General features: G+C 67.2%; 17 protein-coding genes. 11 read left to right on the top strand and 6 right to left on the bottom strand.

All coding sequences use genetic code 11. The annotated features are described in order from the left end of the window. Positions 1 to 23: 23 nt before the first annotated feature. The 3 genes from KF715_10080 to KF715_10070 all read right to left on the bottom strand — a co-directional run bounded on the left by KF715_10080 (position 24) and on the right by KF715_10070 (position 3,698). Entirely contained in the window at positions 24 to 962 is a 939-nt protein-coding gene (locus KF715_10080) for a formylglycine-generating enzyme family protein (GenBank protein MBX3737027.1), read from the bottom strand. A 212-nt stretch (positions 963 to 1,174) separates the two neighbouring features. After that, on the bottom strand, positions 1,175 to 2,758 hold the full coding sequence (gene nirK / locus KF715_10075; GenBank protein ID MBX3737026.1) for a nitrite reductase, copper-containing: 1,584 nt from the start codon (positions 2,756 to 2,758) through the stop codon (positions 1,175 to 1,177). A 109-nt stretch (positions 2,759 to 2,867) separates the two neighbouring features. Further along, positions 2,868 to 3,698 (bottom strand): YwiC-like family protein, encoded by an 831-nt coding sequence (locus KF715_10070; protein MBX3737025.1) that lies wholly within the window; start codon positions 3,696 to 3,698, stop codon positions 2,868 to 2,870. Positions 3,699 to 3,946: 248 nt separating this feature from the next. On the opposite strand from KF715_10070, the gene KF715_10065 reads away from it, so the two are divergent. The 5 genes from KF715_10065 (at position 3,947) to KF715_10045 (ending at position 12,556) form a co-directional block, all read left to right on the top strand. After that, complete coding sequence (locus KF715_10065) at positions 3,947 to 4,954, top strand: helix-turn-helix domain-containing protein (protein MBX3737024.1); 1,008 nt, start codon at positions 3,947 to 3,949, stop codon at positions 4,952 to 4,954. A gap of 171 nt (positions 4,955 to 5,125) precedes the next feature. Further along, on the top strand, positions 5,126 to 7,735 hold the full coding sequence (locus KF715_10060) for a TonB-dependent receptor (GenBank protein MBX3737023.1): 2,610 nt from the start codon (positions 5,126 to 5,128) through the stop codon (positions 7,733 to 7,735). 147 nt (positions 7,736 to 7,882) lie between these two features. Beyond that, on the top strand, positions 7,883 to 9,838 hold the full coding sequence (locus tag KF715_10055; protein MBX3737022.1) for a hypothetical protein: 1,956 nt from the start codon (positions 7,883 to 7,885) through the stop codon (positions 9,836 to 9,838). Continuing rightward, a complete protein-coding gene (locus KF715_10050) occupies positions 9,835 to 11,061 on the top strand; it encodes an MFS transporter (GenBank protein ID MBX3737021.1) in 1,227 nt (408 codons plus the stop codon). The genes KF715_10055 and KF715_10050 overlap by 4 nt, the downstream gene beginning before the upstream one ends. Positions 11,062 to 11,065: 4 nt before the next feature. Next, positions 11,066 to 12,556, top strand: a complete 1,491-nt coding sequence (locus KF715_10045; GenBank protein ID MBX3737020.1) for a hypothetical protein — start codon at positions 11,066 to 11,068, stop codon at positions 12,554 to 12,556. Between the two features lie 70 nt (positions 12,557 to 12,626). Here the strand turns inward: KF715_10045 and KF715_10040 are convergent, their stop codons facing one another. The 3 genes from KF715_10040 to KF715_10030 form a co-directional block, all read right to left on the bottom strand. Continuing rightward, complete coding sequence (locus tag KF715_10040; protein MBX3737019.1) at positions 12,627 to 13,439, bottom strand: phenylalanine 4-monooxygenase; 813 nt, start codon at positions 13,437 to 13,439, stop codon at positions 12,627 to 12,629. 106 nt (positions 13,440 to 13,545) lie between these two features. Beyond that, on the bottom strand, positions 13,546 to 14,481 hold the full coding sequence (locus KF715_10035; protein ID MBX3737018.1) for a hypothetical protein: 936 nt from the start codon (positions 14,479 to 14,481) through the stop codon (positions 13,546 to 13,548). 121 nt (positions 14,482 to 14,602) lie between these two features. Then, on the bottom strand, positions 14,603 to 15,193 hold the full coding sequence (locus KF715_10030; GenBank protein MBX3737017.1) for a helix-turn-helix transcriptional regulator: 591 nt from the start codon (positions 15,191 to 15,193) through the stop codon (positions 14,603 to 14,605). Positions 15,194 to 15,433: 240 nt separating this feature from the next. On the opposite strand from KF715_10030, the gene hppD reads away from it, so the two are divergent. The 6 genes from hppD to KF715_10000 all read left to right on the top strand — a co-directional run bounded on the left by hppD (position 15,434) and on the right by KF715_10000 (position 22,474). After that, entirely contained in the window at positions 15,434 to 16,549 is a 1,116-nt protein-coding gene (gene hppD / locus KF715_10025; GenBank protein ID MBX3737016.1) for a 4-hydroxyphenylpyruvate dioxygenase, read from the top strand. A 241-nt stretch (positions 16,550 to 16,790) separates the two neighbouring features. Further along, positions 16,791 to 17,978, top strand: coding sequence for a homogentisate 1,2-dioxygenase (locus KF715_10020; protein ID MBX3737015.1), 1,188 nt, complete (start codon positions 16,791 to 16,793; stop codon positions 17,976 to 17,978). Positions 17,979 to 18,128: 150 nt separating this feature from the next. After that, complete coding sequence (locus tag KF715_10015) at positions 18,129 to 18,758, top strand: flavin reductase family protein (GenBank protein MBX3737014.1); 630 nt, start codon at positions 18,129 to 18,131, stop codon at positions 18,756 to 18,758. A 243-nt stretch (positions 18,759 to 19,001) separates the two neighbouring features. Further along, on the top strand, positions 19,002 to 20,180 hold the full coding sequence (locus tag KF715_10010; protein MBX3737013.1) for a thiolase family protein: 1,179 nt from the start codon (positions 19,002 to 19,004) through the stop codon (positions 20,178 to 20,180). A 402-nt stretch (positions 20,181 to 20,582) separates the two neighbouring features. After that, on the top strand, positions 20,583 to 21,047 hold the full coding sequence (locus KF715_10005; GenBank protein MBX3737012.1) for a GNAT family N-acetyltransferase: 465 nt from the start codon (positions 20,583 to 20,585) through the stop codon (positions 21,045 to 21,047). Positions 21,048 to 21,121: 74 nt separating this feature from the next. Continuing rightward, complete coding sequence (locus tag KF715_10000) at positions 21,122 to 22,474, top strand: 3-oxoacid CoA-transferase subunit B (GenBank protein ID MBX3737011.1); 1,353 nt, start codon at positions 21,122 to 21,124, stop codon at positions 22,472 to 22,474. Positions 22,475 to 22,572: the final 98 nt, after the last annotated feature.

Below are 22,572 nucleotides of genomic sequence, written 5' to 3'. Positions count from 1 at the left end.
GAAAGAAGAAAGAGAAAGATCGTTCAGAGGTCCTGCGCGCAGCGGAAGCCGAGGGAGGACGTGGTGTTGTTGGCGCGGAGCGAGGAGCGGAGCGCTTGCCGCATGAACGCGGCGTAATCGGTCGTGTCCTTGGCGCCGACCGAACCGGCACCGCAGAAGAGATCGCGTTCGAGGCCGGAGTCGGCGCGCGATTCGCCGGTGACCATGGCGGTGTTGAAATCGCTGACCCATTCCCAGACGAGGCCGTGCAGGCCGCACACGCCGTGGAAATTCGGACGCGCGGTCGCGGCGTCGGGGAGCACGGCCGGCACGGGGCGCGCGAGCCAGGCGTAGAGGTCGCGGTTGAGCTGCTCGTCGTTCTTGCCGTCGGCGCGCGTGTAGCCGGCGCTGGCGGCGAGCTCCCATTCGGCGGCGGTGGGCAGGCGCTTGCCGGCCCATGCAGCGTAGGCGCGCGCGGCGAACCACGAGACGCGCACGACCGGCGCGTTGGCGGGTGCGCGCGGGCCGGGCTCGAGGTCGCCGGCCCACGTTTCGAGATACGAGGCGTCGGCGAAGAGCGGGCTCACGCGCGAGCGTTGCCATTTCGGGTTGGCGCGGACGAAGGAGAGAAACTCGGCGTTGGTGACCGGCGTGACGTCCAAGCGGAACGCGGCGACGGGCACGCTCGCGAGGTCCTTCACGGAACGCTGGAGCGGGACATAGCTGCCGGCCGGGATGACGACGGTGGTGGCGTTTTCGACCGCCGCCGCGCGCGCCCCGGCTCCGCGGGTGACGGGCGCGGCCAGCAATGCGACGCTGGCGCACACGAGCGCCGCCGGGACGAGCCGGCGGAGTTTGTCACCTAATAGGTGACAAATTCCGTGGTGCCGCGGCCGCGGGAGCGGGCGGAAAAAGGTTCCGGCCGCGGCGATCGCTTGGATCGCGAGCAGCGTGCGATGCGCCGCGGCCGGAGTGCAGTTCACTGATACCCTGACGCTAACCTGGGACAAATTCGCCGCCGTGTCCGGGCCGCAACACGCCGCGCCTGCGCCGGTGCGGGCCGGGGCAGGAAGAGTGCGGCGGACGGTGACGAGAGTCGTGGACACGGCGGGAGGATTTTTCGGACGGCGTGGATCGAGGCGGGAGCGGGAGTTTGTCGCCGCTGGGACAGCGACGACCACCCTGGCCGCGCGGATCAGTTGCTGCGCGCTTCGTTGCGGATGGCTTTCACGTGGTCGGCCTTGAAGGCGTCGCCGGTGTTGCCCCACGAATTGAAGACGTAGGTGAGGACGTCCGCGATCTGCGCGTCAGTGAGCGCGGCTTCCTGCGGCGGCATGGCGCTGTTGATCGTCTGGCCGTTGACGGTGACGGGGCCGGTGAGGCCTTTCAGCACGATGCGGACGGCGCGATCGCGGTCGGCGAGCATGTAGTCGGACTGCGCGAGCGGCGGGAAGACCGCGGGCATGCCCTTGCCGTCGGGCTGGTGGCAGGCGAAGCAGAGGCCCATGTAGACCTGTTTTCCTTTTTCGATCTGCGCTTCCTTGGTGAGGCCGGCGATGGCGGGATTGTTGGCGATCTCGGCGGCGATCTTGGCTTTCAGTTCGGCGGCGCGCTTGGAGGCGTCGGAGTCGACCGCGGCGCCGAAGTAGACGGCGTCGATTTCCTTGCCGGAGTAAGTCACGCGATCCTCGGGGCCCGTGACCTTGAGCATGCCGAGCGCGCCTTTGTTGAACGCGCGGGTGAGCGAGTGATCGACGAGGACGAAGGTGCCGGGCACATCGACCTTGAACTCCACGGCGCACGCGCCACCGGAAGGGACGAGCGTGGTTTGGACGTTGGCGTTCGGGAGACTGAGGCCGGCTTCCGGGTAAACCTTGTCGAAGATTTCGCCGATGATGTGGAAGGAGGAGGTGACGTTCGGGCCGCCGACGCCGAAGTAGATGCGGACGTGCTCGCCGACCTTGGCGGTGATGGCCTTGTCGCCCGTGAGCGAGCCGACGGCGCCGTTGAACACGACGTAGGGCGGACGCTCGTCGATGGCCTTCTGCATGTCGAAGGACTGGAGACCTTCCTCGCCGTATTTGCCGGTGGTGTAGAACTCGCCCTGCATGACGTAGTATTCCTGGTCGACGGGCGGGAGTCCGTCCTTCGGCTCGACGAGGATGAGGCCATACATGCCGTTGCCGATGTGCATCGGGACGGGCGCGGTGGCGCAGTGGTAGACGAAGAGGCCGGGATTGAGCGCCTTGAAGGTGAACTGCGAGCTGTGGCCCGGGGCCGTGAAGGTCGACGCGGCGCCGCCGCCGGGGCCGGTGACGGCGTGGAGGTCGATGTTGTGCGGGAGTTTCGAGGACGGGTGGTTGTTCAGGTGAAACTCCACGACGTCGCCCTCGCGGATGCGGATGAACGATCCCGGGACGCTGCCGCCGTAGGTCCAGAAAGTGTATTCGACGCCGTCGGCGAGGCGGCCCACGACCTCGCGGACCTCGAGATTAACGACGACACGCGCGGCGTATTTGCGGGTGATCGGCGGCGGGACGTGCGGCGGCGCGGTGAGGATGGCCTGCTCGACGGGCATCGCTTGGACCTCGGGCGGAAGGATGACGAGGCCTTTGGCGTCGGTGGGGCCTTCGTTGGCGTGGACAAGGGTCGTGGTGAAAAGCGCGGCGGCCAAGGCAAGGCCAGCCGTCGCGAGGACGGTGATGCGTGGATGTTTCATCGTGGAGCGGGGACGGTAGCCGGGAGGCGTGATGGCGTCGTCGTGAGGGTTGCGGTTCATGGCGTGAGTTTTGTCTGGGACTTTCTCCCGAGAGCATAACGCCGGACGCTCGCGCGCGCCTTGATGCGGGTCAAGCGCCCGCGAGAAATTTCCGATCGCGCGCGGCGATTCAGTGCACGCCGTAGGCGAGCGTGAGGACGACGACGAAGACTGCGCCGAGGATTGCTTCGGTGATACCGGCGCGCCGCGCGCTCCAAAGCGGCGCGCGCGGCGAGAGCAGCCACGCGGTGCGCGCCGCGAGCAGCAGTGCAAGAGTGACCGCAGTGCTGGGGACGAGTCCGCGCACTGCCAACACGATCACGGCAAGCAACGCCCCGCCGGCGCCCGCGAGCGCCGGCAGCGCGGTGGCGGGCTTGCCTTTTGCGAGGCGCAGGTAGGTGCGCACGGTGAGCACGGTCGGCACGCTCCGCGCGAGCATCAGGCCCGCGAGGGCAAGCGCGGCCCCCGCGCTCCAGCCGGCGAGCGTGGCGAAGGTCGCGGGCACGAGCGCGAACGCCGCGCTGCCGGCGATCTCCGCCTCCGCTTCGCGCATCTCGCCGCGCAAGTCGAACCACAGGAACGCCGCGCCGAACGGCACCGCGAGGAGCAACGGCCAGAGCGCCCAAAGTGCCCCGACCGAGGAGAGTTGCTCATTAAGAACTTTCGCGCCGGCGCTGCCGGCCAGCGCGGCGACGGCGACAACGGCGAAGAGTGACGTCCAGCGCCAGGCGGCAGCGCGGCGCGGATCGGCGGGCGGAAGCGTGGCGGCGAGCTTCAGCGGACGGCGGGTGAAGAATCCCGCGACCACCGCCAGCGCGAGCCACGCGCCGCCCCACGACGGCGCGACGAGCAGGCCGAGCGCGACCGGCTCGAGCGCGAGCGACCAGCTGCCGTGCTCGCGCGGCACGACGAGCGAGCGGAAGGAAGTGTTCGCGGCGAGGGCGGGGGCGACGTTGCGCATGGCGATGAGTTTGCCCGAAGAGCGCGCCCCGGTCCTTGAGGAAAGTCAAAGCGCAGTGCGCAGCGTAGATTTTTCCTGTTCTGGACGGGTTTCTCTCCCGTATTGCGGTCGACTCCCCTGTGAAAACCGCAAGATTGGCGGCCGATAGATTTTTCTAACCCCACGCTACCTGTTCGACGCGAAGTCCCTTTCGGCCCGGAGATTTTCGCGACCGACGCCGCCCCGCTCATTCCACCCCAAGGCCCATCATGATTTCGTTCGCAGCCAGCCTCAAAGGCGGCGGCCACACCTCGAATGCCTTGTTCGCGCAAGTCTTCGGCCGACAGATCGACGCGCTGGAGCGCAACCAGCTGCGCTACCACATCCCGCGCCAGCGCCGACTCTACGAGCAGCACGGGCGGATGCCTTATCATTTCAAACCCGAGCTGTTCATCCAGCTCGCAGGCGTGACGGAGTTCGAGTTTCCCGAGCAACGCGTGACGTTGCGCGCGGGCGAGGTCTGCATCGTGCCGAAGGGCATGCCCCACGGCGAGACGGTGCGGGGTGACGGCGAGCCGTTCGAGAACGTCGTGGTTTCTTACTACAACAACACCGTCGACGTGCACGTCGCACACGAGGTGGCGCCCGGCGTGCCGCGCGCCGACGACGTGCATTTCTTCACCACCGACCTGTTTCAGGACCTCATCACGTATCTCGACCGCATCTGCGAATTCCACGACAGCAATCCCGTGGTGAACGCGCTCGCGATCAAGGGCCTCCTGCTCGCGGAGTTCTCGCTGCTGCGCACGCTCGTGGCCACGCCCGCCTCGCACCGGCCGGCGTCCACCGATCCGGTCGCGCTGTGCGAATGGCTGATCCAGCACAACATCCAGGTCGACACGCTGAGCGTGGAATCGCTCGCGCGCGAGGTCGGCTGCTCGTCGAACCACCTCTCCAAGATTTTCCACCGCGCCACGAGCGAGCGCATCGTCGAACGCATCAACCGCCTGCGCATCCAGAACGCGATCGATGCGCTCAGCCGCACGCGGCTCAGCGTGAAGACGATCGCGGCGAGCTGCGGCTTCGCCGATGCGAACTACTTCGCGCGCGTCTTCCGGCAGGCCACCGGGCGTTCGCCGCAGCAGTATCGCGTCGACGCGCGCCAGCTGGAAGAGACGCTGCGCCAGCCCGCGCGCGCCCCGCGCGTCGGCGAGCACATCGTCCACGAGGTGATGGAGTCGTGGTGCGATCGCGTGCCGCATTCTGCTGCGCTCTGAACGCCGCCGCGTCGCGCCGCTTTGAATTCTCCTAGCGATTTCCGGAATCTCCTAGGCTCGGCGGTGGGCAACGCCGCGCCGCTCCCTTTTGTGATGCACTGCCGCAGCGCGCGGACCAGCTCGTTCCAGTGCGCGTCTCCGGCCAACAGCAAACCCCATCAACCCTGCATCATGAACCGCTCCACCTGTTCAGTCGTGCGCCGAGACGCGTCCCGTTCGCTCCTCGGCCTTGCGATGTTCTTCGCCAGTGCCCCGGCACTGTTGCTCGCCCAGACGACCGCGCCCGCGCCGCAGCCGCCGGCCGGCGAGTCCGTCTTTCAGCTCGATGCCTTCGTCGTCACCGGTTCGATCAAGCCGCAGTCGCGCCTCGACAGCCCGCTCGCCATCTCGACGGTCGACCGCTCGAAGATCGACGCCATGTCCCCGCGCAGCGTCGCCGAGCTGATGAAGGCGATCCCGGGTTTCTACTTCGAGTCGAGCGGCGGTGAAGCCAACAACGTCCTCGCCGTCCGCGGCGTCGGCGCCGGCAACGGCTTCCGCTACTCCGTGATCCTCGAGGACGGTCTGCCCGTCATCTCCGAGGAGGACACGTCGTTCTCCACCGCCGACAACTACACGCGCGTCTCGACCTGGATCTCCAACGTCGAGGGCTTGCGCGGCGGCAGCTCCGGCGTCTTCACCACCAACGCTCCGCTCGGCGCGATCAACTTCCTCGGCCGCGAGGGCACGCAGACGCTCGCCGGCGAATACAAGGTCGAGTTCGGCGACTTCGGCCTGATCCGCAACGACGCCTGGGTCGGCGGCGCGATCTCGCCGCAGACTACCTACGCCCTCGGCGGCTTCTACCGCGCCGACGACGGCCAGCGCTCGCCCGGCTACAAGGCGAACAAGGGCGGCCAGCTCACGCTGGCGCTCAATCACAAGTTCAAGAACGACGCCGGCTACTTCAAGGTCACCGGCAAGGCGCTCGACGATCGCACGGCGTTCCTGCTCCCGATCCCGCTCACCGGCAGCACCTCCGATCCGCAGACGATTCCCGGCGGCCCCGACCTGCATACCGGCGCCACCGCGTCGCCCGACCTGCGCCACTTCGTGTTCCCCGGCTCGCCCGTCGGCCCGATCGATCACGACCTCGCGGACGGCATCCAGGTCGACCTGAAATACATCGGCAGCGAACTCCAGGTGAAGTTGAACGACAGCCTCACCCTCGAGAACCGCAACCGCTACGCGACCGTTCAGAAATCCTGGAACTCGAATCCCTTCAGCACCGCCACATCGCTCCAGACCATCGCCAACAATCTCGCCACCGGCGGCAACGTCCCCGCGTCCACCTGGGCCGCCGCGCTCGGCGGCGACGGCAACTATCGCTTCCGCCTCACCGCGCCCGGCCAGGGCGGCGCCGTCGTCGCGGCCAATGCCGCCGCTGCCGCCACGCTCAACGGCAACGGCCTCGGCGACCTCGTGAACCACTGGCGCTCCGACGCGAAGTTCACCGACTTCCAGGACGACCTCCGCCTCATCGGCACCTTCAACGACGGCAACACCACCGTCCTCGCCGGCCTCTACGCCAAGACCACCGAGGAGACCAAGCTCTGGCAGTGGGAGACGATGCTCATCGACATCAGCCCCGAATACCACCGCCTCGACCTCGCCTACGTCAACGCCACCACCGGCGCCGTCCTCGGCCAATACACCTACAACGGCCTCACGCAGATCGGCAGCTACTACCGCCACGGCACCGCGCAGATCGACGAAGTCACGCCCTACGTCGACTTCACGCACAAGGTCGGCGGCCTCGTCCTCGACGCCGGCGTGCGCTTCGTCAACCGCACCTACGACGGCAACTACGAGACCTTCCGCAAATACGACCTCAACTCCTACGCGCAGACCGGCGCGAACCCCGCGCCCGCCCTCGCGAACGCCACCTTCGGCAGCGGCAACTACCTCAACACGCACGCCAAGGAAAACAAGGCCGCCTACACGCTCGGCGCGAATTACGTGCTGAACAAGCGCCAGGCCTTCTTCGCCCGCTACTCCGCCGCGCCGCGCTTCTCCAACTCCGACGCCATCATCCTGGACGGCGGCGGCACCGCCAGCGGCGACGTTACGCCCGCCAAGATCGAAACCGTCAAGCAATTCGAGGCCGGCTACAAATACGGCGGCAACCACGTCGCCGCGTTCCTCACGCTCTTCTACGCCCGCCAGCGCGACGTCCTCTCCGGCGGCTTCCAACTCGTGAACGGCGTCGCCGTGCCCACGCAGTTCACCATCGGCCTCGACAGCCCCGGCGTCGAACTCGACGTGACCTGGAATCCCATCCGCGCGCTCTCCATCGACGTGCGCGGCACCGTCCAGCGCCCGAAGATCGTCACGCCCGGCCTCGTCAACATCGGCGGCACGTTCACCTCGCTCGACGGCCTCACGCCCACGCGCACGCCGAAAGTCTACGGCTCCATCAGCGGCACCTACACGCTGCCCGAGACAGGTCTCGGTCGCCCGGCCATCGACCTCTCGCTCTCCTACACCGGCCGCCGCGCGACCAATCAGGAAGCCAACCCGAACGCGATTCCGCTCAGCGCCTTCACCGAGGTGAACGCGGGCTTCAGCCTCGCCTTCAAGCGCGATTTCACGTTCCGCCTCCAGGTGTCCAACCTGCTCGACAGCGCCGGCCTCACCGAAGGCGATCCGCGCCAGGCGTCCGGCTCGGGCCAGGGCGCCTACTTCAACGCCCGTCCGATCCTCCCGCGGTCGATCGTCTCCTCGATCACCTACCGCTTCTAAACCATGTCGTCCCGCGCGCCCCGCCGTTCCTTCGAGCCGTCGATCTTCGGGGTTCGACTTCTCGGACGGCGCGGCGTGGCCGCGGCGACGTTTCTCTTGGCCGGCGCTGCGCTTTCCGGCGCAGCGCCGGCCTCTTCCGTTCCTCCGTTGCGTTTCGCCGTGGCGGACGGACTCACGCAAAACCATTTCCTGCGCGCCGGCCCCGTCTCCGCGCACCTCGTGCTCACGCCCGGCGAGACGCCGCGCGTGATTGTCGCTTTTCCCGCCGGCAACACCGGAGCCGGTCTCTGGTTCGACGCCGGCTCCGCCACGGCGTCGCTCGCGCTCACGCCCGGCACGGAACTCGAGCCCGCGCAACCAGCCGCCGCCGGCGCGCACGGCATCACCGCGCACCTGCGCAGCGACGCGCCGCGCCTCGTCGTGCGACACGTGCTGCTCGCGAACGTCCGCTCGCTCCGCGAATTCATCTGGCGCGGCGCGCGGGAAATTCCCGTCGAACTCGCCGCCCCGCGCGCGCCCGGCGACGAGCTGCGCTACCAACGCACGAGCATCGACGGCCGCACGCATCAAGAGCTCACGCTCGCCGGCGAGTTCGGCACGCGCGTCATCGCGACCGCGGACAGCGTCGTGCTCGAAGCCGGCCCGGACGGCCGCATCGACGTGCGTCTCACGACGCTCACAGACGAGCCGCCGCTCACGCCGTTCCGTCGCGATGAGCTTTTCCGCCCCGGCGTCGCACCGCGCCCGCGCGATCAAGACGTGTTCGAGTTTCTCGCCTTCCACGAAAAATTCGCCGCCGGCTCGTGGCGCTTCCTCACCTATTTCGGCCGCGACACGCTGATCACCACGCGCCTGCTGCTGCCCGTGCTCCAGCCCGCAGTCGTCGAGTCGGCTTTCGCCTCCGTGCTCGACCGGCTTGGTCCCGGTGGCGAGGTCGCGCACGAGGAAGGCATCGGCGAATACGCCGCGCTGCACAACCGCACGCTCGCCGCGCCGCCCGCCGACACCCGCACGCCCGAACTCGACTACAAGATGGTCGATGGCGACTTCCTCCTCGCGCCCACGCTCGCCGCCTACCTGCTCGACACGCCCGACGGCGCGCACCGCGCCCCGGCGTTCCTCGCCCGCCGTGCGCCCGACGGCACGACTTACGCCGCACTGCTCCGCCGCAACCTCGACGCCGTGCTGCGCCACGCCGCACCCTTCGCGGCCGATCCGCGTGCAACCAATCTCGTCGCGCTCAAGCCCGGCATCCCCGTCGGCAACTGGCGCGATTCTGACGACGGCCTCGGCGGCGGACGCTACGCCTACGACATCAACGCCGCGCTCGTGCCCGCCGCGCTCCGCGCCGCCGAGCGCTTCTATCGCAGCGGCTGGCTCGGCGAAGCCGCCGCCCCCGCCGCGCAAGCCGCCGCCTCTGCCGTCGTGTGGCGAAGCGCGGAGAAATTCTTCCGCTGCGTCGTGCCGCGCGACGCGGCCCGCGCCGCCGTGGCGGATTACGCCGCGGCCGAGGGACTCGATCCCGCTGCCGCGCTCGCGAGCGTTTCCGCGCCGGTGGAATACCACGCGCTCGCGCTCGACGCCGCCGGCGAGCCCGTGCCGGTGATGCACAGCGACGAGGGTTTCGCGTGGCTCTTCGGCGAGCCCGTTCCCGAGCAAGTCGCGCAGACGGCCGAGTTGCTGCTGCGTCCCTTTCCCGCCGGCCTCTTGACGGACGTCGGCGTCGTGGTCGCGAATCCCGTGTGGGCCGCCGCGCCGCTGCGCGCGAAGTTCACGCGCGACGCCTACCACGGCACCGTGGTGTGGTCGTGGCAGCAGGCGTTGCTCGCCGCCGGCCTGCGCCGCCAGCTCGCGCGCGACGATTTGCCTGCGGCCACACGCGCCACGCTGCTCGCCGCGGAAGCGCGGCTCTGGCGCGCGATCACGGCGATGCAGGCGCGCAGCACGGGCGAATTGTGGAGCTGGGAGCCGCGCGACGGCCGCGCGGCGTTCGTGCCCTACGGACTCGCGCACTCGCACGCCGACGAGTCCAACGCCGCGCAACTCTGGAGCACCGTTTACCTCGCCGTTCGCCCCTCGACCGACGCCACCCCGATCCCATGAAGCATTTCCCGCTCAAGCTCTCGCTGTTTCTCAACTATTTCCTCTTCGCCAGTCTGCTGAACAGCGTGGGCACGGTGATTTTCCAAGTGCAGCGCAACTTCGGGGTGAGCCCCGCAGGCGCGAGCGTGCTCGAGGCCTGCAAGGACCTGAGCATCGCGGTCACCTCGTTCTTCGTGGCGGCGTGGTTGCTGCGCATCGGCTACAAGCGCGCCATGCTGGGGGCGCTGGGGGTAATCGGGGTGGTGTGCGCCGCCATGCCGTTCCTGGCGAGCTTCTGGGCGACGAAGCTCCTGTTCGTCGCGACGGGCGTCTGCTTCGGCGTGATGAAAGTCTCGGTGTTCGCCACGCTTGGATTGGTGGCGCGCGAACCGCATGAGCACGCGAGCCTGATGAGCTTCCTCGAGTCGTGTTTCATGCTCGGCGTGTTGGCGGCGTATTTTCTCTTCAGTGCATTCGTCGACGATGCGGCGCCGGCGTCGACGGCGTGGTTCCGGGTGTATTTCGTGCTGGCCGGCGTGGCGTTCGTGGCGGCGGCGCTGTTGTGGAGCGTGCCAGTCGACGAATCCGCAGTGCACGGCAGCGCCGCTGCGTGCGGGGGCGGCCTTGCCGACATGCTGCGGCTCGCCCTCTCGCCGCTCGTGCTGGTGTTCACCGCCAGCGTTTTCATCTACGTGCTGACGGAACAGGCGATCATGAGCTGGCTGCCGACGTTCAACCACACGGTGCTGCACCTGCCGGCGGTGTTGAGCGTGCAGATGGCGAGCATCCTAGCCGGTTCGACCGCGGCGGGCCGTTTCGCCGCCGGCTGGCTGCTGCGGAAGTTGTCGTGGGCGACGGTCCTGACCGTCTGCCTCGCCGCCGCCGCCGCGCTCGTGCTCGTGGCGCTGCCGCTGGCGGGCGCGGCGCACGGTCCGATCACCGGCTGGCGCACGGCGCCGCTGGCGGCGTTCATCTTTCCGCTGATCGGCGTGTTCCTCGCGCCGATTTATCCGACGCTCAATTCGCTCGTGCTCAGCTCGCTCGATCCGTCGCGCCACGCGGCGATGGCGGGCTTGATCGTCATCGGATCGGCGCTCGGCGGCACTTGCGGCTCGCTGATCACGGGGCGCGTGTTCCAGGCCTACGGCGGACAAACCGCGTTCTACCTTTCGCTCGTGCCGATCGGCCTGCTCGGCGCGTGCGTGCTGGTCATCCGGTGGATGAAGCGCCCGGTCGCGCAATGATCCCATGCAGATTTTCGAGCTTCAGCCCCTGTTTCGCGACGTGCAACTCGCCGGCGTATTCGACGACGACAAGGTCTTCGTCGACTCCGTGCCCCGGCGTTCGCTGGAAGAGATCGGCGCGGACTACGCTGTGCTGGCGCGCACCGGACTGGATCGCGCGCGACTGAAGGAATTCGTCGCCGCGAATTTCCGTGTGCCGGCGCCCGCGCCCGCGGCCGCGCCGGCGTCCGGTGCGGAACGGGCGGACGTGTGCGCGCGGATCCGCGCGCTGTGGTCGCTGTTGCGGCGCGCGGGCGACGTGCCCGAGGCGGATTCGACGCTCCTGCCGTTGCCCGAGCCCTACGTCGTGCCGGGCGGGCGGTTCCGCGAAATCTATTACTGGGACAGCTACTTCACGATGCTCGGGTTGCGCGAGGACGCGCCGGGCGAGGCGCTGATCCGGCACATGGTGGCGAACTTCGTGCACCTCGTCGCGCGCCACGGCCACGTCCCGAACGGCAATCGCAGCTACTACCTCAGTCGCTCGCAGCCGCCGTTGCTGGCGATGATGGTGGAACTCGTGACCGCGGGACAGCCGCCCGCGGCGCTCGTGCCGTATCGCGCGGCGCTGGCGGCGGAGCACGACTACTGGATGGACCGCGCGGCGCCGACGCGCCACGTGGTGGAGCTGCCCGACGGGGCGGTGCTCAATCGTTATTGGGATCAGCTCGAGACGCCGCGTCCGGAGGCGTTTCGCCGCGACGAGGCCCTGGCCGCGCGGGCGAATCGTCCGCGCGGGGAGTTGTTCCGGGATCTCCGGTCGGCGGCGGAGAGCGGCTGGGATTTCAGCAGCCGCTGGCTGGCGACGGGCGGCGGACTGGAGACGATCCGCACGACGGAAATCGTGCCGGTGGATCTCAACTGCTTTCTCTGGCAACTCGAGTCGATGCTCGCGCGGGCGCATGCGGCGGCGGGCGATCGCGAGGGGCATCGGCGACTGGAGGGCGCGGCGCAGCAACGCCACCGGGCGATCCTGCGTCATTGCTGGTCGGCGGAGGCGGAGTTTTTCTGCGACTACGATTTGGCGACGGGCCGGCCTGGCGAGTGCCTGTCGCTGGCGGGCGTGCTGCCGCTGTTCTGCGGGCTGGCCAGCGTCGGCCAGGCGGAGGCTGCGGCGCGTCGCTTGCGCGCGGATTTTCTGCGGGCCGGCGGACTCGTCACGACGCTGCGCCATACGGGCGAGCAATGGGACTCGCCCAACGGCTGGGCGCCGCTCCAATGGCTCGCGGTGCGCGGGCTCGAGCGGCACGGCCATACGGAGCTCGCGGCGGAGGTCGCGCGCCGCTGGATCGATGTCAACGTGGCGACATTCCGCCGCACCGGCTTGTTGCTCGAGAAATACGACGTGGTCGAGCCAGAGCGTCCGCCGGCCGGCGGCGAATACGTGTCGCAGCACGGCTTCGGTTGGACGAACGGCGTGCTGCTTGATTTGTGGCGCGACTATCCGCCGGCATGAGGCCGAGCGCCCGCGCGGGTCGCGAGCGAAAGTTGCTTAATAGGAAAATTCGCGGCTCGCCGGTGCGACGTCAGAGCAGCCCACGCTCCTTCGACCAGCGGACGAATTCGTTTTCCAGTTGGTCGAAGGAATCGATGACGAAGAGCGGATTCTGAAAGTGCCAGATGTCGTAGGCTTGCTGCGCGAGTCGCTCGGGCGTGTAGGGGATTTTGGTGACCTTATCGGTGAGGCTGTGCTGCGTCTCGCCGGCGGAGGAGATGATGCCGTTGCCGTAGATGCGGAGGCCGTCGGCGTTTTTGATCAGGCCGAACTCGACGGTGAACCAGTAGATGCGCGTGAGGCCTTCCTCGGTGGCGGCGTCTTTGCAGGCGAGGGCGGCCTGGCCGATCTTCTGATAAAAATCGGCGAAGCGCGGGTGCACGATCATCGGCGTGTGGCCGAAGATGTCGTGGAAGCAATCCGGCGCGGGCGTGTAGTCGAGTTCGCTGCGGGCGCGGATGTAGTCGGTGGACGGGAAGACGCGGTTGGCGAGGTAGGTGAAGAAGTCGTGGGCGTCGAGGAGGCCGGGCGTGCGGGCGATGCGCCAGCCGGTGGTGCGCTCGAGTTTGCGCGAGACGTCGGCGAGCGCGGGGATGCGGTCGTGTTCGAGGTCGAGCGTGCGGAGGCCGGTGAGGTATTCGTCGGCGGCGCGGCCGGGCAGGAGCGTCGCCATGCGCGCGTAGAGCGTGCGCCAGACGTCCTGTTCCTCGGCGGAGTAGTTCGGGTATTTGCACTCGGCGCCGATGGGGAGCGGCTGGACGAGTTTGTGCGGGATGCAGCGCGGATCGCTGCCGTCCGGTGTGGGCGTTTCAGGGTGGTCGCTCGTGGAAGCGGTGGGGGTCATGGGGTGGTTTGGTTGACCACACCAGTTACCCACTATCGCTTATGACACCACCGGAAAGCAGTAGTCCGAAAGGAGGAAAGTAGCCTCGGTATTCCGTCCTCAGAAATCAGGCGACCGGCGCACGCGGGCCGCGGCGGCGTTCGACGCCGTCCCATGGCTTGGGCTTGAGCTGGAGTTGCTCGAGGAGGCGCAGCGGGATTTTCGCGGCGAAGTAGAGGAGCGGAATGCCGGCGAAAACGGCGAGGGCGGAGGTGTTCGGTGTGAAGCTGCCGAAGAGCGCGGCGCCGATCGACATGAACAGGATCACGCCCCACGCGAGCGTGCTGGCGAGGAACGGGCAGAGCAAGAGCTTCAGCCAGTGGCGTGCGGGACGGTGCGAGGTCCACAGCGCCGCGGCGGCGATGGCGAAGGTGAGGCAGAAAAGCAGAAAGCTGACGTTCCCCGCCTCGTGCGTGCGGCGGAAGAGGTGGATCGCGGCGTCGGGTGCGCCGAGGATTTTCGTGACGAGGCGGCCGAGGCGCACCGTGGCGTTGGGGACTTCGAAGGGCGAATCTTCGGGATAAAGTTGGGCGAAGCGGTGCGACTCGATGGCCGTGTAGCGTTCGCGGTAGGCGTCGGCGCGGGCCTGTTGCTGGGCGGCGTCGCTCTGATGCCGGGAGGAGCTGCGCACGGGGATGGCGAGACCCTGGGCGTCGAGGCCTGCGAAGTCCGGGAAATCGGTGCGCAGATGCAGGCGGGCCGCGGTGACGTTGAAGGGCTCGGTCCAGGAAAAGATCTTCCAGCCGTATTGGGTCTGCGAGAGCCGATCGGCGAACGCCTCGCGCAGCGCGGCGGGGTGCTGCTCGAGCGCGACGTTGGTGAGCTGGTAGTTGAGGCGGCTCCACGCGGGGCCGAAATCGGCGGAGAGCTTGTCCGCGGCGAACGCGATGCCGAGGCCGATCACGAGGAGAATGGCGCCGCGGCGGAGCTCGCGGAGGAACTCGTGGCGCAGCCACTGTCCGAAGGTCTGCGAAGGCGGCGGGGAGGACGCGGCGGAACTCATGCGCGGGAGAAAGGCAGAATCGCGGCGCGATGCAACGCTCGGCTGCTGCATGGGGCGCGAGGCGCGAGCGTCGGGTGCGGCGCTGGCGACGTGCGGCCCGCGGCTTCGGCTTTGCTGGTGTTCAGCGATTGAGCAGCGCGGCGACGCGGGTGCGGCCGCGCACGCCGAGCTTGGTGAAGATGGCGGCGAGCTGCGTCTTGATCGTGAGCGGGCTGCGGCGGAGCTCGGCAGCGATCTCGGCGGTGCGCAGGCCTTCGCGCACGCGCATGGCGACCTCGCGCTCGCGCTCGGAGAGGCGCGCCAGCAACGCGACGGCACCGGGCGAGAGCGGACGGTGGCGGTCGCCGCGCGGACGGCGGTAATCGAGTTGGATGTGGAAAGCGTGGCCGGCGTCCACGGCGCGCGCTTGCTGGAGCTTGATGCGCGCGTGGAGGCCGCGGGCGTTTTCCGAGACGACTTTCACCGGCTCGGCGGTCGGGTCGTCGCGCAATTGCACGCAGGCTTCGGCGAGAACGGGCGGGACTTGGAAGGACGAGCGGGCGCGCAGCGCGGCGGCGTGGCGCTCGCCGTGGTTCCACACGGCGCAGGCGCGCGCGGCCTCCTCGTTGAACCAGAGCGGCTGGCACTGCGCGTCGAGCAGGAGCAGGCCGACGGGCACGTCTTCGAGCATGGTGAGCACGTGGTCGAGCAGGGCGGGGGCGAGGGAGGACATCGGAGGGATCTTTCCTCTTTCTCTTCATCTTACTCTTTCCTCTCGGCCTGGTCTGCGACATGGAGATTCCAACCGAGAGAAAGAGAAAGATTGAGAGGGAAGAGAAAGAGGAGGTTGTCGCTCAACGTGAGACCCGCAAGGGCGATTACTCCGTTCGGGCTATGGACCGCGAAACGCTTCGCGGCTATGGTCTGCGCCTACCCCCACGCCTTCCACGCCTGCCCGGTTGCTGACTTTACCATGAGCAGAACTTTCTTCGATAAGCCCGTTGAGCGCAAAACCGCCGCGAATCCGCTCGGCCTGAAGCAATTCGATCACATCGAATTCTGGGTCGATAGCGCCGACCAATGGCGCGACTTCTTCGTCACGAAATACGGCATGGTGCCGCGCGCCTACGGCGACAACTCCACCGGCCTGCGCGGACGCCGCGCCCACCTCGTCGGTCAGGGGCGCGTCAATTTCGTCGTCACCGAGCCGCAGGGCACGGGTGCAGAGGCCGACGCCGTGCGCGCGCACCTCGAGAAGCATGGCTGTGGCGTGCGCGATGTGGCGTTCCGGGTGAAGGACGCGTCTCACGCGTTCACCGAGGCGCAACGCCGCGGGGCGAATCCCGCGAAGGAGTTCTTCAGCGACGACTTCGTGGCCGGCGCGGCCATCGCGGCCTACGGCGACACGATCCACAGCTTCATCGAGCGCAAGAAGCAGGGCGAGTTTCTCCCCGGGTTCCAGAATGTCGCCGGCGGCATCGACGATCGCGACATCAACTTCGCGATGATCGACCACATCGTGGCCAACGTGGAGCGCATGGACGAGTGGGTGACGTTCTACGAGCAGGTGTTCGGCCTCGACCTGTTCATGCACTTCGACATCAACACCGGCCGCTCCGCGCTGATGTCCAAGGTCGTCAGCTCGACCGACGGTTGGATCAAGATGCCGATCAACGAGCCGTCGTCCGCCAACTCGCAGATCCAGGAATTCCTCGACCAATACAACGGCCCCGGCGTCCAGCACATCGCGCTGCTCACGCCGAACATCATCACGACGATCGACGAGATGCGAAAGATGGGCCAGGAGTTCCTCGATGTGCCGGACAGCTACTACGACGACAAATTCGAGGAGCGCGTCGGCAAGATCGACGAGGACAAGGAGACGCTCCGTCCACTCCGCATCCTCGTCGATCGCGACAACGAGACCGGCTACCTCCTCCAGCTTTTCACCAAATGCGTCTTCACCCGCCCGACGCTGTTCTTCGAGGTCATCCAGCGCAAAGGCACCTCGATGGGTTTCGGCGAGGGTAATTTCCGCGCGCTCTTCGAGGCCATCGAGCGCGAGCAAGTGAAGCGCGGCACACTCTGATTTTCGTCGCAGGCGGGAGCTGCTTTCCGCGGCTGACTACCCCCGGCCGCCTAAAGCCAAGCAAACACAACACACACACCGCTCCCGCCTGCGACGAACCTCTGAATTTTCGATTTTGGATGGCTGAGGCCCTGCGGGCTGAACTCGATTTTCGATCGGATGGGAATCCGCAGATCAGGCTCCGATGAGTGAAAAGCGGCCCTGAAATCGAAAATCCCAAATCTCAAATCGACAATTCCCCATGCCCTTCTACCGCACCCTCGGGGCCATGCCCCGCAAGCACCACATCCGGTTCCCGCGCGACGTCGCCACGAGCTACAAGGGCGAGGGCCTGCACTACGAGCACATCATCACGACCGAGGGATTCGATCGCGCCTACTCGATCGTCTACCACCTGCGCCCGCCGACGATGGTGAAGAAAGTCGAACTCTTCCGCGAGCAACCGACCAAGATCGCCGCGCACCTCCCGCTGCGCCACCACCACCTGAAGTCCGCCGCGATGCCGCGCGCCGGCGATCCCTACACCGGCCGCGTGCCGCTGATGTTCAACGCCGACATCACTTGCTCACGCTGCCGTCCGGCGAAGGTGATGGAGGACGGCTACGAGTTCTACCGCAACGGCTCGAACGACGACGTGATCTTCGTCTTCTCCGGCGGCGGCTGGCTCGAGTCGAACTTCGGCCGACTCCGCTACAAGCAGGACGACTACATCGTCATCCCGCGCGGCACGATCTACCGCCTCGTGCCCGACGACATCGCGAAGGAGGACTACCTCATCCTCGAGTCGACTCACCCTGTCCGCATCCCCGAGCGTTACCGCCACCCCGAAGGCCAGATGCGCCTCGGCGCGCCTTACAGCGAGCGCGACATCCACGGTCCGACCGAAATCATCGCCGAGGACAAGGACGGCGACTACGCGATCCTCGTGAAGGACCGCGGCGCGCGTTTCACCCGCAACATCATGGCGTCGCACCCGTTCGACGTCGTGGGCTGGGACGGCGCGCTGTATCCATTCACGTTCAACGCGAACGATTTCGAGCCGATCACCGGCACGGTCCACCTGCCGCCGCCGATCCACCAGACCTTCGAGATCAAGGGCTACGTCATCTGCACCTTCGCGCCGCGCTGGCTCGACCACCACCCCGAGGCGATCAAAGTGCCGTGGGCGCACGATAACACCGAGGCCGACGAAGTGCTCTTCTACGTCCGCGGCCAGTTCGGCTCGCGCAAGGGCGTGGAGCCCGGTTCGTTCACGCTGCATCCACAAGGCATCCCGCACGGCCCGCATCCCGGCACGACCCTGAAGAGCTTCGACGCCACCCGCACCGAGGAACTCGCCGTGATGTTCGACACCGCCTTCCCGCTGGAGCTCACCGAGCAAGCGCTGGCGATGGACGACCCGAATTATCCGCTGTCCTGGCTCGGCTGAAGTGGCGCATGCTACCAGCCTGCTTGGGCATTCGTTGCCGGCTGGAAGCCTGCGCCACGGCACGCCTTGCGTATTACACGCTCAGCAAAACCCGGATTTCGCACACACACCGACTTTGCCTTCCGCCGCGAAACACCTTTCCTCGTCCGCATGATTCTGGACTTCGAAAAACTCGCCCCGCGCGACGGCTACGCGTGGATGACCCAAGCCATCATTCCGCGCCCCATCGCGTGGGTCTCGACCATCTCGCCCGACGGCAAACCCAATCTCGCGCCGTTCTCGTTCTTCCAAGCCATCTGCTCGAATCCGCCCACGTTGATGTTCGTGCCCACGAACAACCGCGACGGCGGCAAGAAAGACACGCTGCGCAACATCGAGGCCGTTCCCGAGTTCGTCGTGAACCTCGTGCCCTACTGGCTCGCCGAGCCGATGAACGCCACCGCCGCCCCGCTGCCCTACGGCGAGAGCGAGTTCGCGCACGCGAAGGTCACGTCGGTTGCGTCGACGAAAGTCCGTCCACCGCGCGTCGGCGAGTCGCCCATCGCGATCGAGTGCACGCTCGATCGCGTGGTGACGATCGGCAGCGGCGTCGGCGCGGGCAACGTCGTCTTCGGCCGCATCGTCGCGATGCACGTCGCGGACGCCGTGCTCGGTGCCGACGGCAAGTCCATCGATCCCACGAAGCTCGACCTGATCGCGCGCCTCTCCGGCGATTACTACATGCGCACCGGCGAACTGTTCACCGTCGCGCGTCCCGCCGGCGGCTCCGCGCTGCGCTGAAGCGCCGACGGCGTCACGAGCGGGGTAACGACTCCGCTCGCTGCGGTCGGGCGGGGCCTTTGGGCCCGCCGGGAAAATCTTTTGCTCTACCCCCGCGTGCATAAGGCGAAGCGGAACGGCATTTTTCCGTTCTCATTCTCGTCCCACATTCTCGTTCTCCCTTTGCCGCGAGAACGAGAATGAGTAAGAGAACGGGAGCGAATCATCGCTCGGAGTCCACAACCCCCGCTCCCCGTTTTCACCATGACCGATATCGTCATTCTTTCCGCCACCCGCACCCCCATTGGCGCCTTTCAGGGCGCGCTCGCGTCTGTCCCCGCCTCGCGTCTCGGCGCCGCCGCCATCAAGGCCGCGGTCGCACAGGCCGGCATCGCGCCGGCCGACGTCTCCGATTGTCTCATGGGCAACGTTCTCCAGGCCGGCCAGGGCCAGGCGCCGGCCCGTCAGGCCGTGATCCACGCCGGCCTCCCGACCTCGACGCGTTGCATCACGGTCCACAAGGTCTGCGGCTCGGGTATGCAGACTGTCATGGGTGCCGCGCACTTCCTCGCTGGTGGCATGGGCACGATCGCCGTCGCCGGCGGCATGGAGAACATGTCGCAGGCGCCGTATCTCCTCCCGAAGGCCCGCGACGGCTACCGCATGGGCCACGGCCAGATCATCGACTCGATGATCACCGACGGCCTTTGGGATCCCTACAACAACGTCCACATGGGCAACTGCGGCGAGAAGTGCGCCGCGAAATACGCTTTCACCCGCGAGCAACAGGACGCTTTCTCCATCGCCTCCTACCAGCGCGCCAACGCCGCGCAGAAATCCGGCGCGTTCGCCGCCGAGATCGCGCCCGTCGAGATCGCCGACGCCAAGGGCAACGTCACCAAGGTCGAGCACGACGAGGGTCCGGCCAAGGTGCGCTACGACAAGATTCCCCAGCTGAAGCCCGCCTTCCAGAAGGACGGCACCATCACCGCGGCCAACGCCTCCTCGATCAACGACGGCGCCGCCGCGCTCGTCGTCACCACCGCCGCGCACGCCGCCGCGAAGGGCCTGAAGCCCATCGCGCGCCTCGCCGGTTTCGGCGGCCACGCGCAGGACCCGGTCTGGTTCACCACCGCGCCCGTGCCAGCCACGCAGAACGCGCTCCAGCAAGCCGGCTGGTCTGTCGCCGACGTCGACCTCTGGGAAGTCAACGAGGCCTTCGCCGTCGTGCCGATGGCGTTCATGCACGAGCTCGGCGTCCCGCCCGACAAGCTCAACGTCAACGGCGGCGCCATCGCGCTCGGCCACCCCATCGGCGCCAGCGGCGCGCGCATCATCGTCACGCTGATCCACGCGCTCAAGCAGCGCGGTCTGAAGCGCGGCGTCGCCGCCATCTGCATCGGCGGCGGCGAAGGCCTGGCGGCGTGCGTGGAGCTGGTGTGATTCGCCAGTTGTGAAGAACGCGGACGAGAGCGTTTGTGTTAGATGCACTCGCGGCTTCGATGCGGGAAATTTGCTCTGTCCGCATTGCCGCACGCCGAATTTCTTTTCGCGACCGAAAGCCGCATTAGCTGTCACGGTCGGGCCTGCCATAGCTGTGGGTTTGTTTTTTGCCACGTTCTACCCGATGTGGAACGCAACACCCGACCTTGCCGCATTCGCGAAGCGAGGACTGATGCTCGCAGCAGGTTTCATTTTAGGTTCCGTCGTGTTTGGAGTTTGGACACTGCGATCCGCTGCTCGAATTCGAGCAGCGGCGAAAGACAACGCGATAATGGAGAGCAAGGGATGAGAGTAGCCGTCACGAGGATTAGCTCTGCCGACTACACGTGGGCTGCTGACATCATGGCCGCTTCCGAACCCTGGCTCACGCTTGGACGCGGGCGCGCCGATGCGTTGAAGCTCCTGCGAAATCGCCGCAAGCAGTGCTTCATCGTCCGCTCCGGCGGTGAGCGTGCGGGGTTTCTCGTGCTCGACCTCAATGGCCCGCTCGGCGGCTACATTCAGACGATCGGCGTTGCGCCGGAGATGCGCGGGCGCGGCATCGGCGGCGCAGCGCTCGCGTGGGCGGAGGCGCGCATTTTCAAAAAACATCGCAACGTCTTGCTCTGCGTCTCGTCGTTCAACCGCGGTGCGCAGCGCCTCTACCGTCGCGCCGGCTACGCAGTCGTCGGCCGCTTGCGCGACTACGTCGTCGCCGGTCACGACGAGATCCTGCTGCGCAAGACGCTCGGTCCGCTTTCCCAAGCCACGACACTGAGAACACGGAGACCCACAGAGAAAAACCAGAGACAGAAAAGACCTCTGTGATCTCTGTGCCACCTCCTGACTTTCCTCTGTGTCTCAACTGTTCTCGTCCACCCCAAGCGCTCGCTCCCCACGCCATGAGCAAAGTCCACCCCTCCGCCGAGTCCGCGCTCGCCGGGCTCCTCCACGATGACATGACGATCGCCGCCGGCGGCTTCGGCCTCTGCGGCATCCCGGAAAATCTCATCCTCGCGCTGCGCGACAGCGGCGTGAAGGGCATTACCATCGTCGGCAACAACGCCGGCGTGGACGACTTCGGCATGGGCCTGCTCCTCAAGACGCGCCAGATTCGCAAGGTCATGGCTTCCTACGTCGGCGAGAACAAGGAGTTCGAGCGGCAGGTCCTCGCCGGCGAACTCGAACTCGAGCTCATCCCGCAAGGCACGCTCGCCGAGCGCCTGCGCGCGGGCGGCGCGGGCATTCCCGGTTTCTACACGCGCACTGCCTTCGGCACCAAGCTCGCCGAGGGCAAGGAAACGAAAACCTTCGACGGCAAGGAATACGTCCTCGAACGCGGCATCCGCGCCGACGTCGCGCTCGTGAAAGCGTGGAAGGGCGACAAGTCCGGCAACCTCGTCTTCCGCAAGACCGCGCGGAACTTCAACCCGATGATCGCTACCTGCGCCGCCGTGTGCGTCGCCGAGGTGGAGGAACTTGTCGAGGTCGGCGAACTCGAGCCCGACCATATCCACACGCCCGGCATCTACGTCGACCGCATCATCCAAGGCCCGCGCTACGAGAAACGCATCGAGTTCCGCACCGTGCAGGGCGCCGCGGCTTCGAAAAAGGAGACGCCCATCCGCGAACTCATGGCGCGCCGCGCCGCGCGGGAGCTGCGCGACGGCTATTACGTCAACCTCGGCATCGGCATCCCCACGCTCGTCGCGAATTTCATCCCGCCCGGCATGAACGTCACGCTCCAGTCGGAAAACGGCCTGCTCGGCATCGGCCCGTTCCCGCCCGAGGACAAGGTCGATCCCGACCTGATCAACGCCGGCAAACAGACCATCTCCACGATTCCGGGCTCGGCGTTTTTCTCCAGCGCCGACTCGTTCGCGATGATCCGTGGCGGACACATCGACCTCTCGATCCTCGGCGCGCTCGAGGTCGCCGACAACGGCGACATCGCGAACTGGATGGTCCCGGGCAAAATGGTGAAAGGCCCTGGCGGCGCGATGGACCTCGTCGCTGGCGTGCGGCGCGTCGTCGCCGTGATGGAGCACACCGCGAAAGACGGCAGCCCGAAGATTTTAAAACAGTGCACGCTCCCGATTACCGGCAAGGGCGTCGTCAGCCTGATCATCACCGACCTCTGCGTCTTCGAGGTGAAACCGAACAGCGGCGGCCTGCGCCTGATCGAGCTGCACCCCGGGGTGACGCTCGACGAAGTCCGCGCGAAAACCGGCGCGCCGTTCGAAGTGGCGGTGTAGCGCGGGCGTCCCGCCTGCATTTACTTCGAGGCTCTGTCGGGCCTCACCTCGTGTGAGGCCTTGGCGGCGAGCGAGGCAACGGCTGCGTTCGCCTGTGA

Source organism: Candidatus Didemnitutus sp., from assembly GCA_019634575.1.
GTDB lineage: Bacteria > Verrucomicrobiota > Verrucomicrobiia > Opitutales > Opitutaceae > Didemnitutus.
Note: the sequence above shows the minus strand (reverse complement) of the source record. Positions and strands in the feature narration are given on the sequence as shown.

Bases quoted from the DNA above. Each gene is read 5' to 3' on its own strand.
- hppD (MBX3737016.1), top strand. From the start codon at position 15,434: ATGAGCAGAACTTTCTTCGATAAGCCCGTTGAGCGCAAAACCGCCGCG.
- KF715_10060 (MBX3737023.1), top strand. From the start codon at position 5,126: ATGAACCGCTCCACCTGTTCAGTCGTGCGCCGAGACGCGTCCCGTTCG.
- nirK (MBX3737026.1), bottom strand. From the start codon at position 2,758: ATGAACCGCAACCCTCACGACGACGCCATCACGCCTCCCGGCTACCGT.
- KF715_10030 (MBX3737017.1), bottom strand. From the start codon at position 15,193: ATGTCCTCCCTCGCCCCCGCCCTGCTCGACCACGTGCTCACCATGCTC.
- KF715_10070 (MBX3737025.1), bottom strand. From the start codon at position 3,698: ATGCGCAACGTCGCCCCCGCCCTCGCCGCGAACACTTCCTTCCGCTCG.
- KF715_10040 (MBX3737019.1), bottom strand. From the start codon at position 13,439: ATGACCCCCACCGCTTCCACGAGCGACCACCCTGAAACGCCCACACCG.
- KF715_10015 (MBX3737014.1), top strand. From the start codon at position 18,129: ATGATTCTGGACTTCGAAAAACTCGCCCCGCGCGACGGCTACGCGTGG.
- KF715_10000 (MBX3737011.1), top strand. From the start codon at position 21,122: ATGAGCAAAGTCCACCCCTCCGCCGAGTCCGCGCTCGCCGGGCTCCTC.
- KF715_10035 (MBX3737018.1), bottom strand. From the start codon at position 14,481: ATGAGTTCCGCCGCGTCCTCCCCGCCGCCTTCGCAGACCTTCGGACAG.
- KF715_10050 (MBX3737021.1), top strand. From the start codon at position 9,835: ATGAAGCATTTCCCGCTCAAGCTCTCGCTGTTTCTCAACTATTTCCTC.
- KF715_10020 (MBX3737015.1), top strand. From the start codon at position 16,791: ATGCCCTTCTACCGCACCCTCGGGGCCATGCCCCGCAAGCACCACATC.
- KF715_10045 (MBX3737020.1), top strand. From the start codon at position 11,066: ATGCAGATTTTCGAGCTTCAGCCCCTGTTTCGCGACGTGCAACTCGCC.
- KF715_10005 (MBX3737012.1), top strand. From the start codon at position 20,583: ATGGCCGCTTCCGAACCCTGGCTCACGCTTGGACGCGGGCGCGCCGAT.
- KF715_10010 (MBX3737013.1), top strand. From the start codon at position 19,002: ATGACCGATATCGTCATTCTTTCCGCCACCCGCACCCCCATTGGCGCC.
- KF715_10065 (MBX3737024.1), top strand. From the start codon at position 3,947: ATGATTTCGTTCGCAGCCAGCCTCAAAGGCGGCGGCCACACCTCGAAT.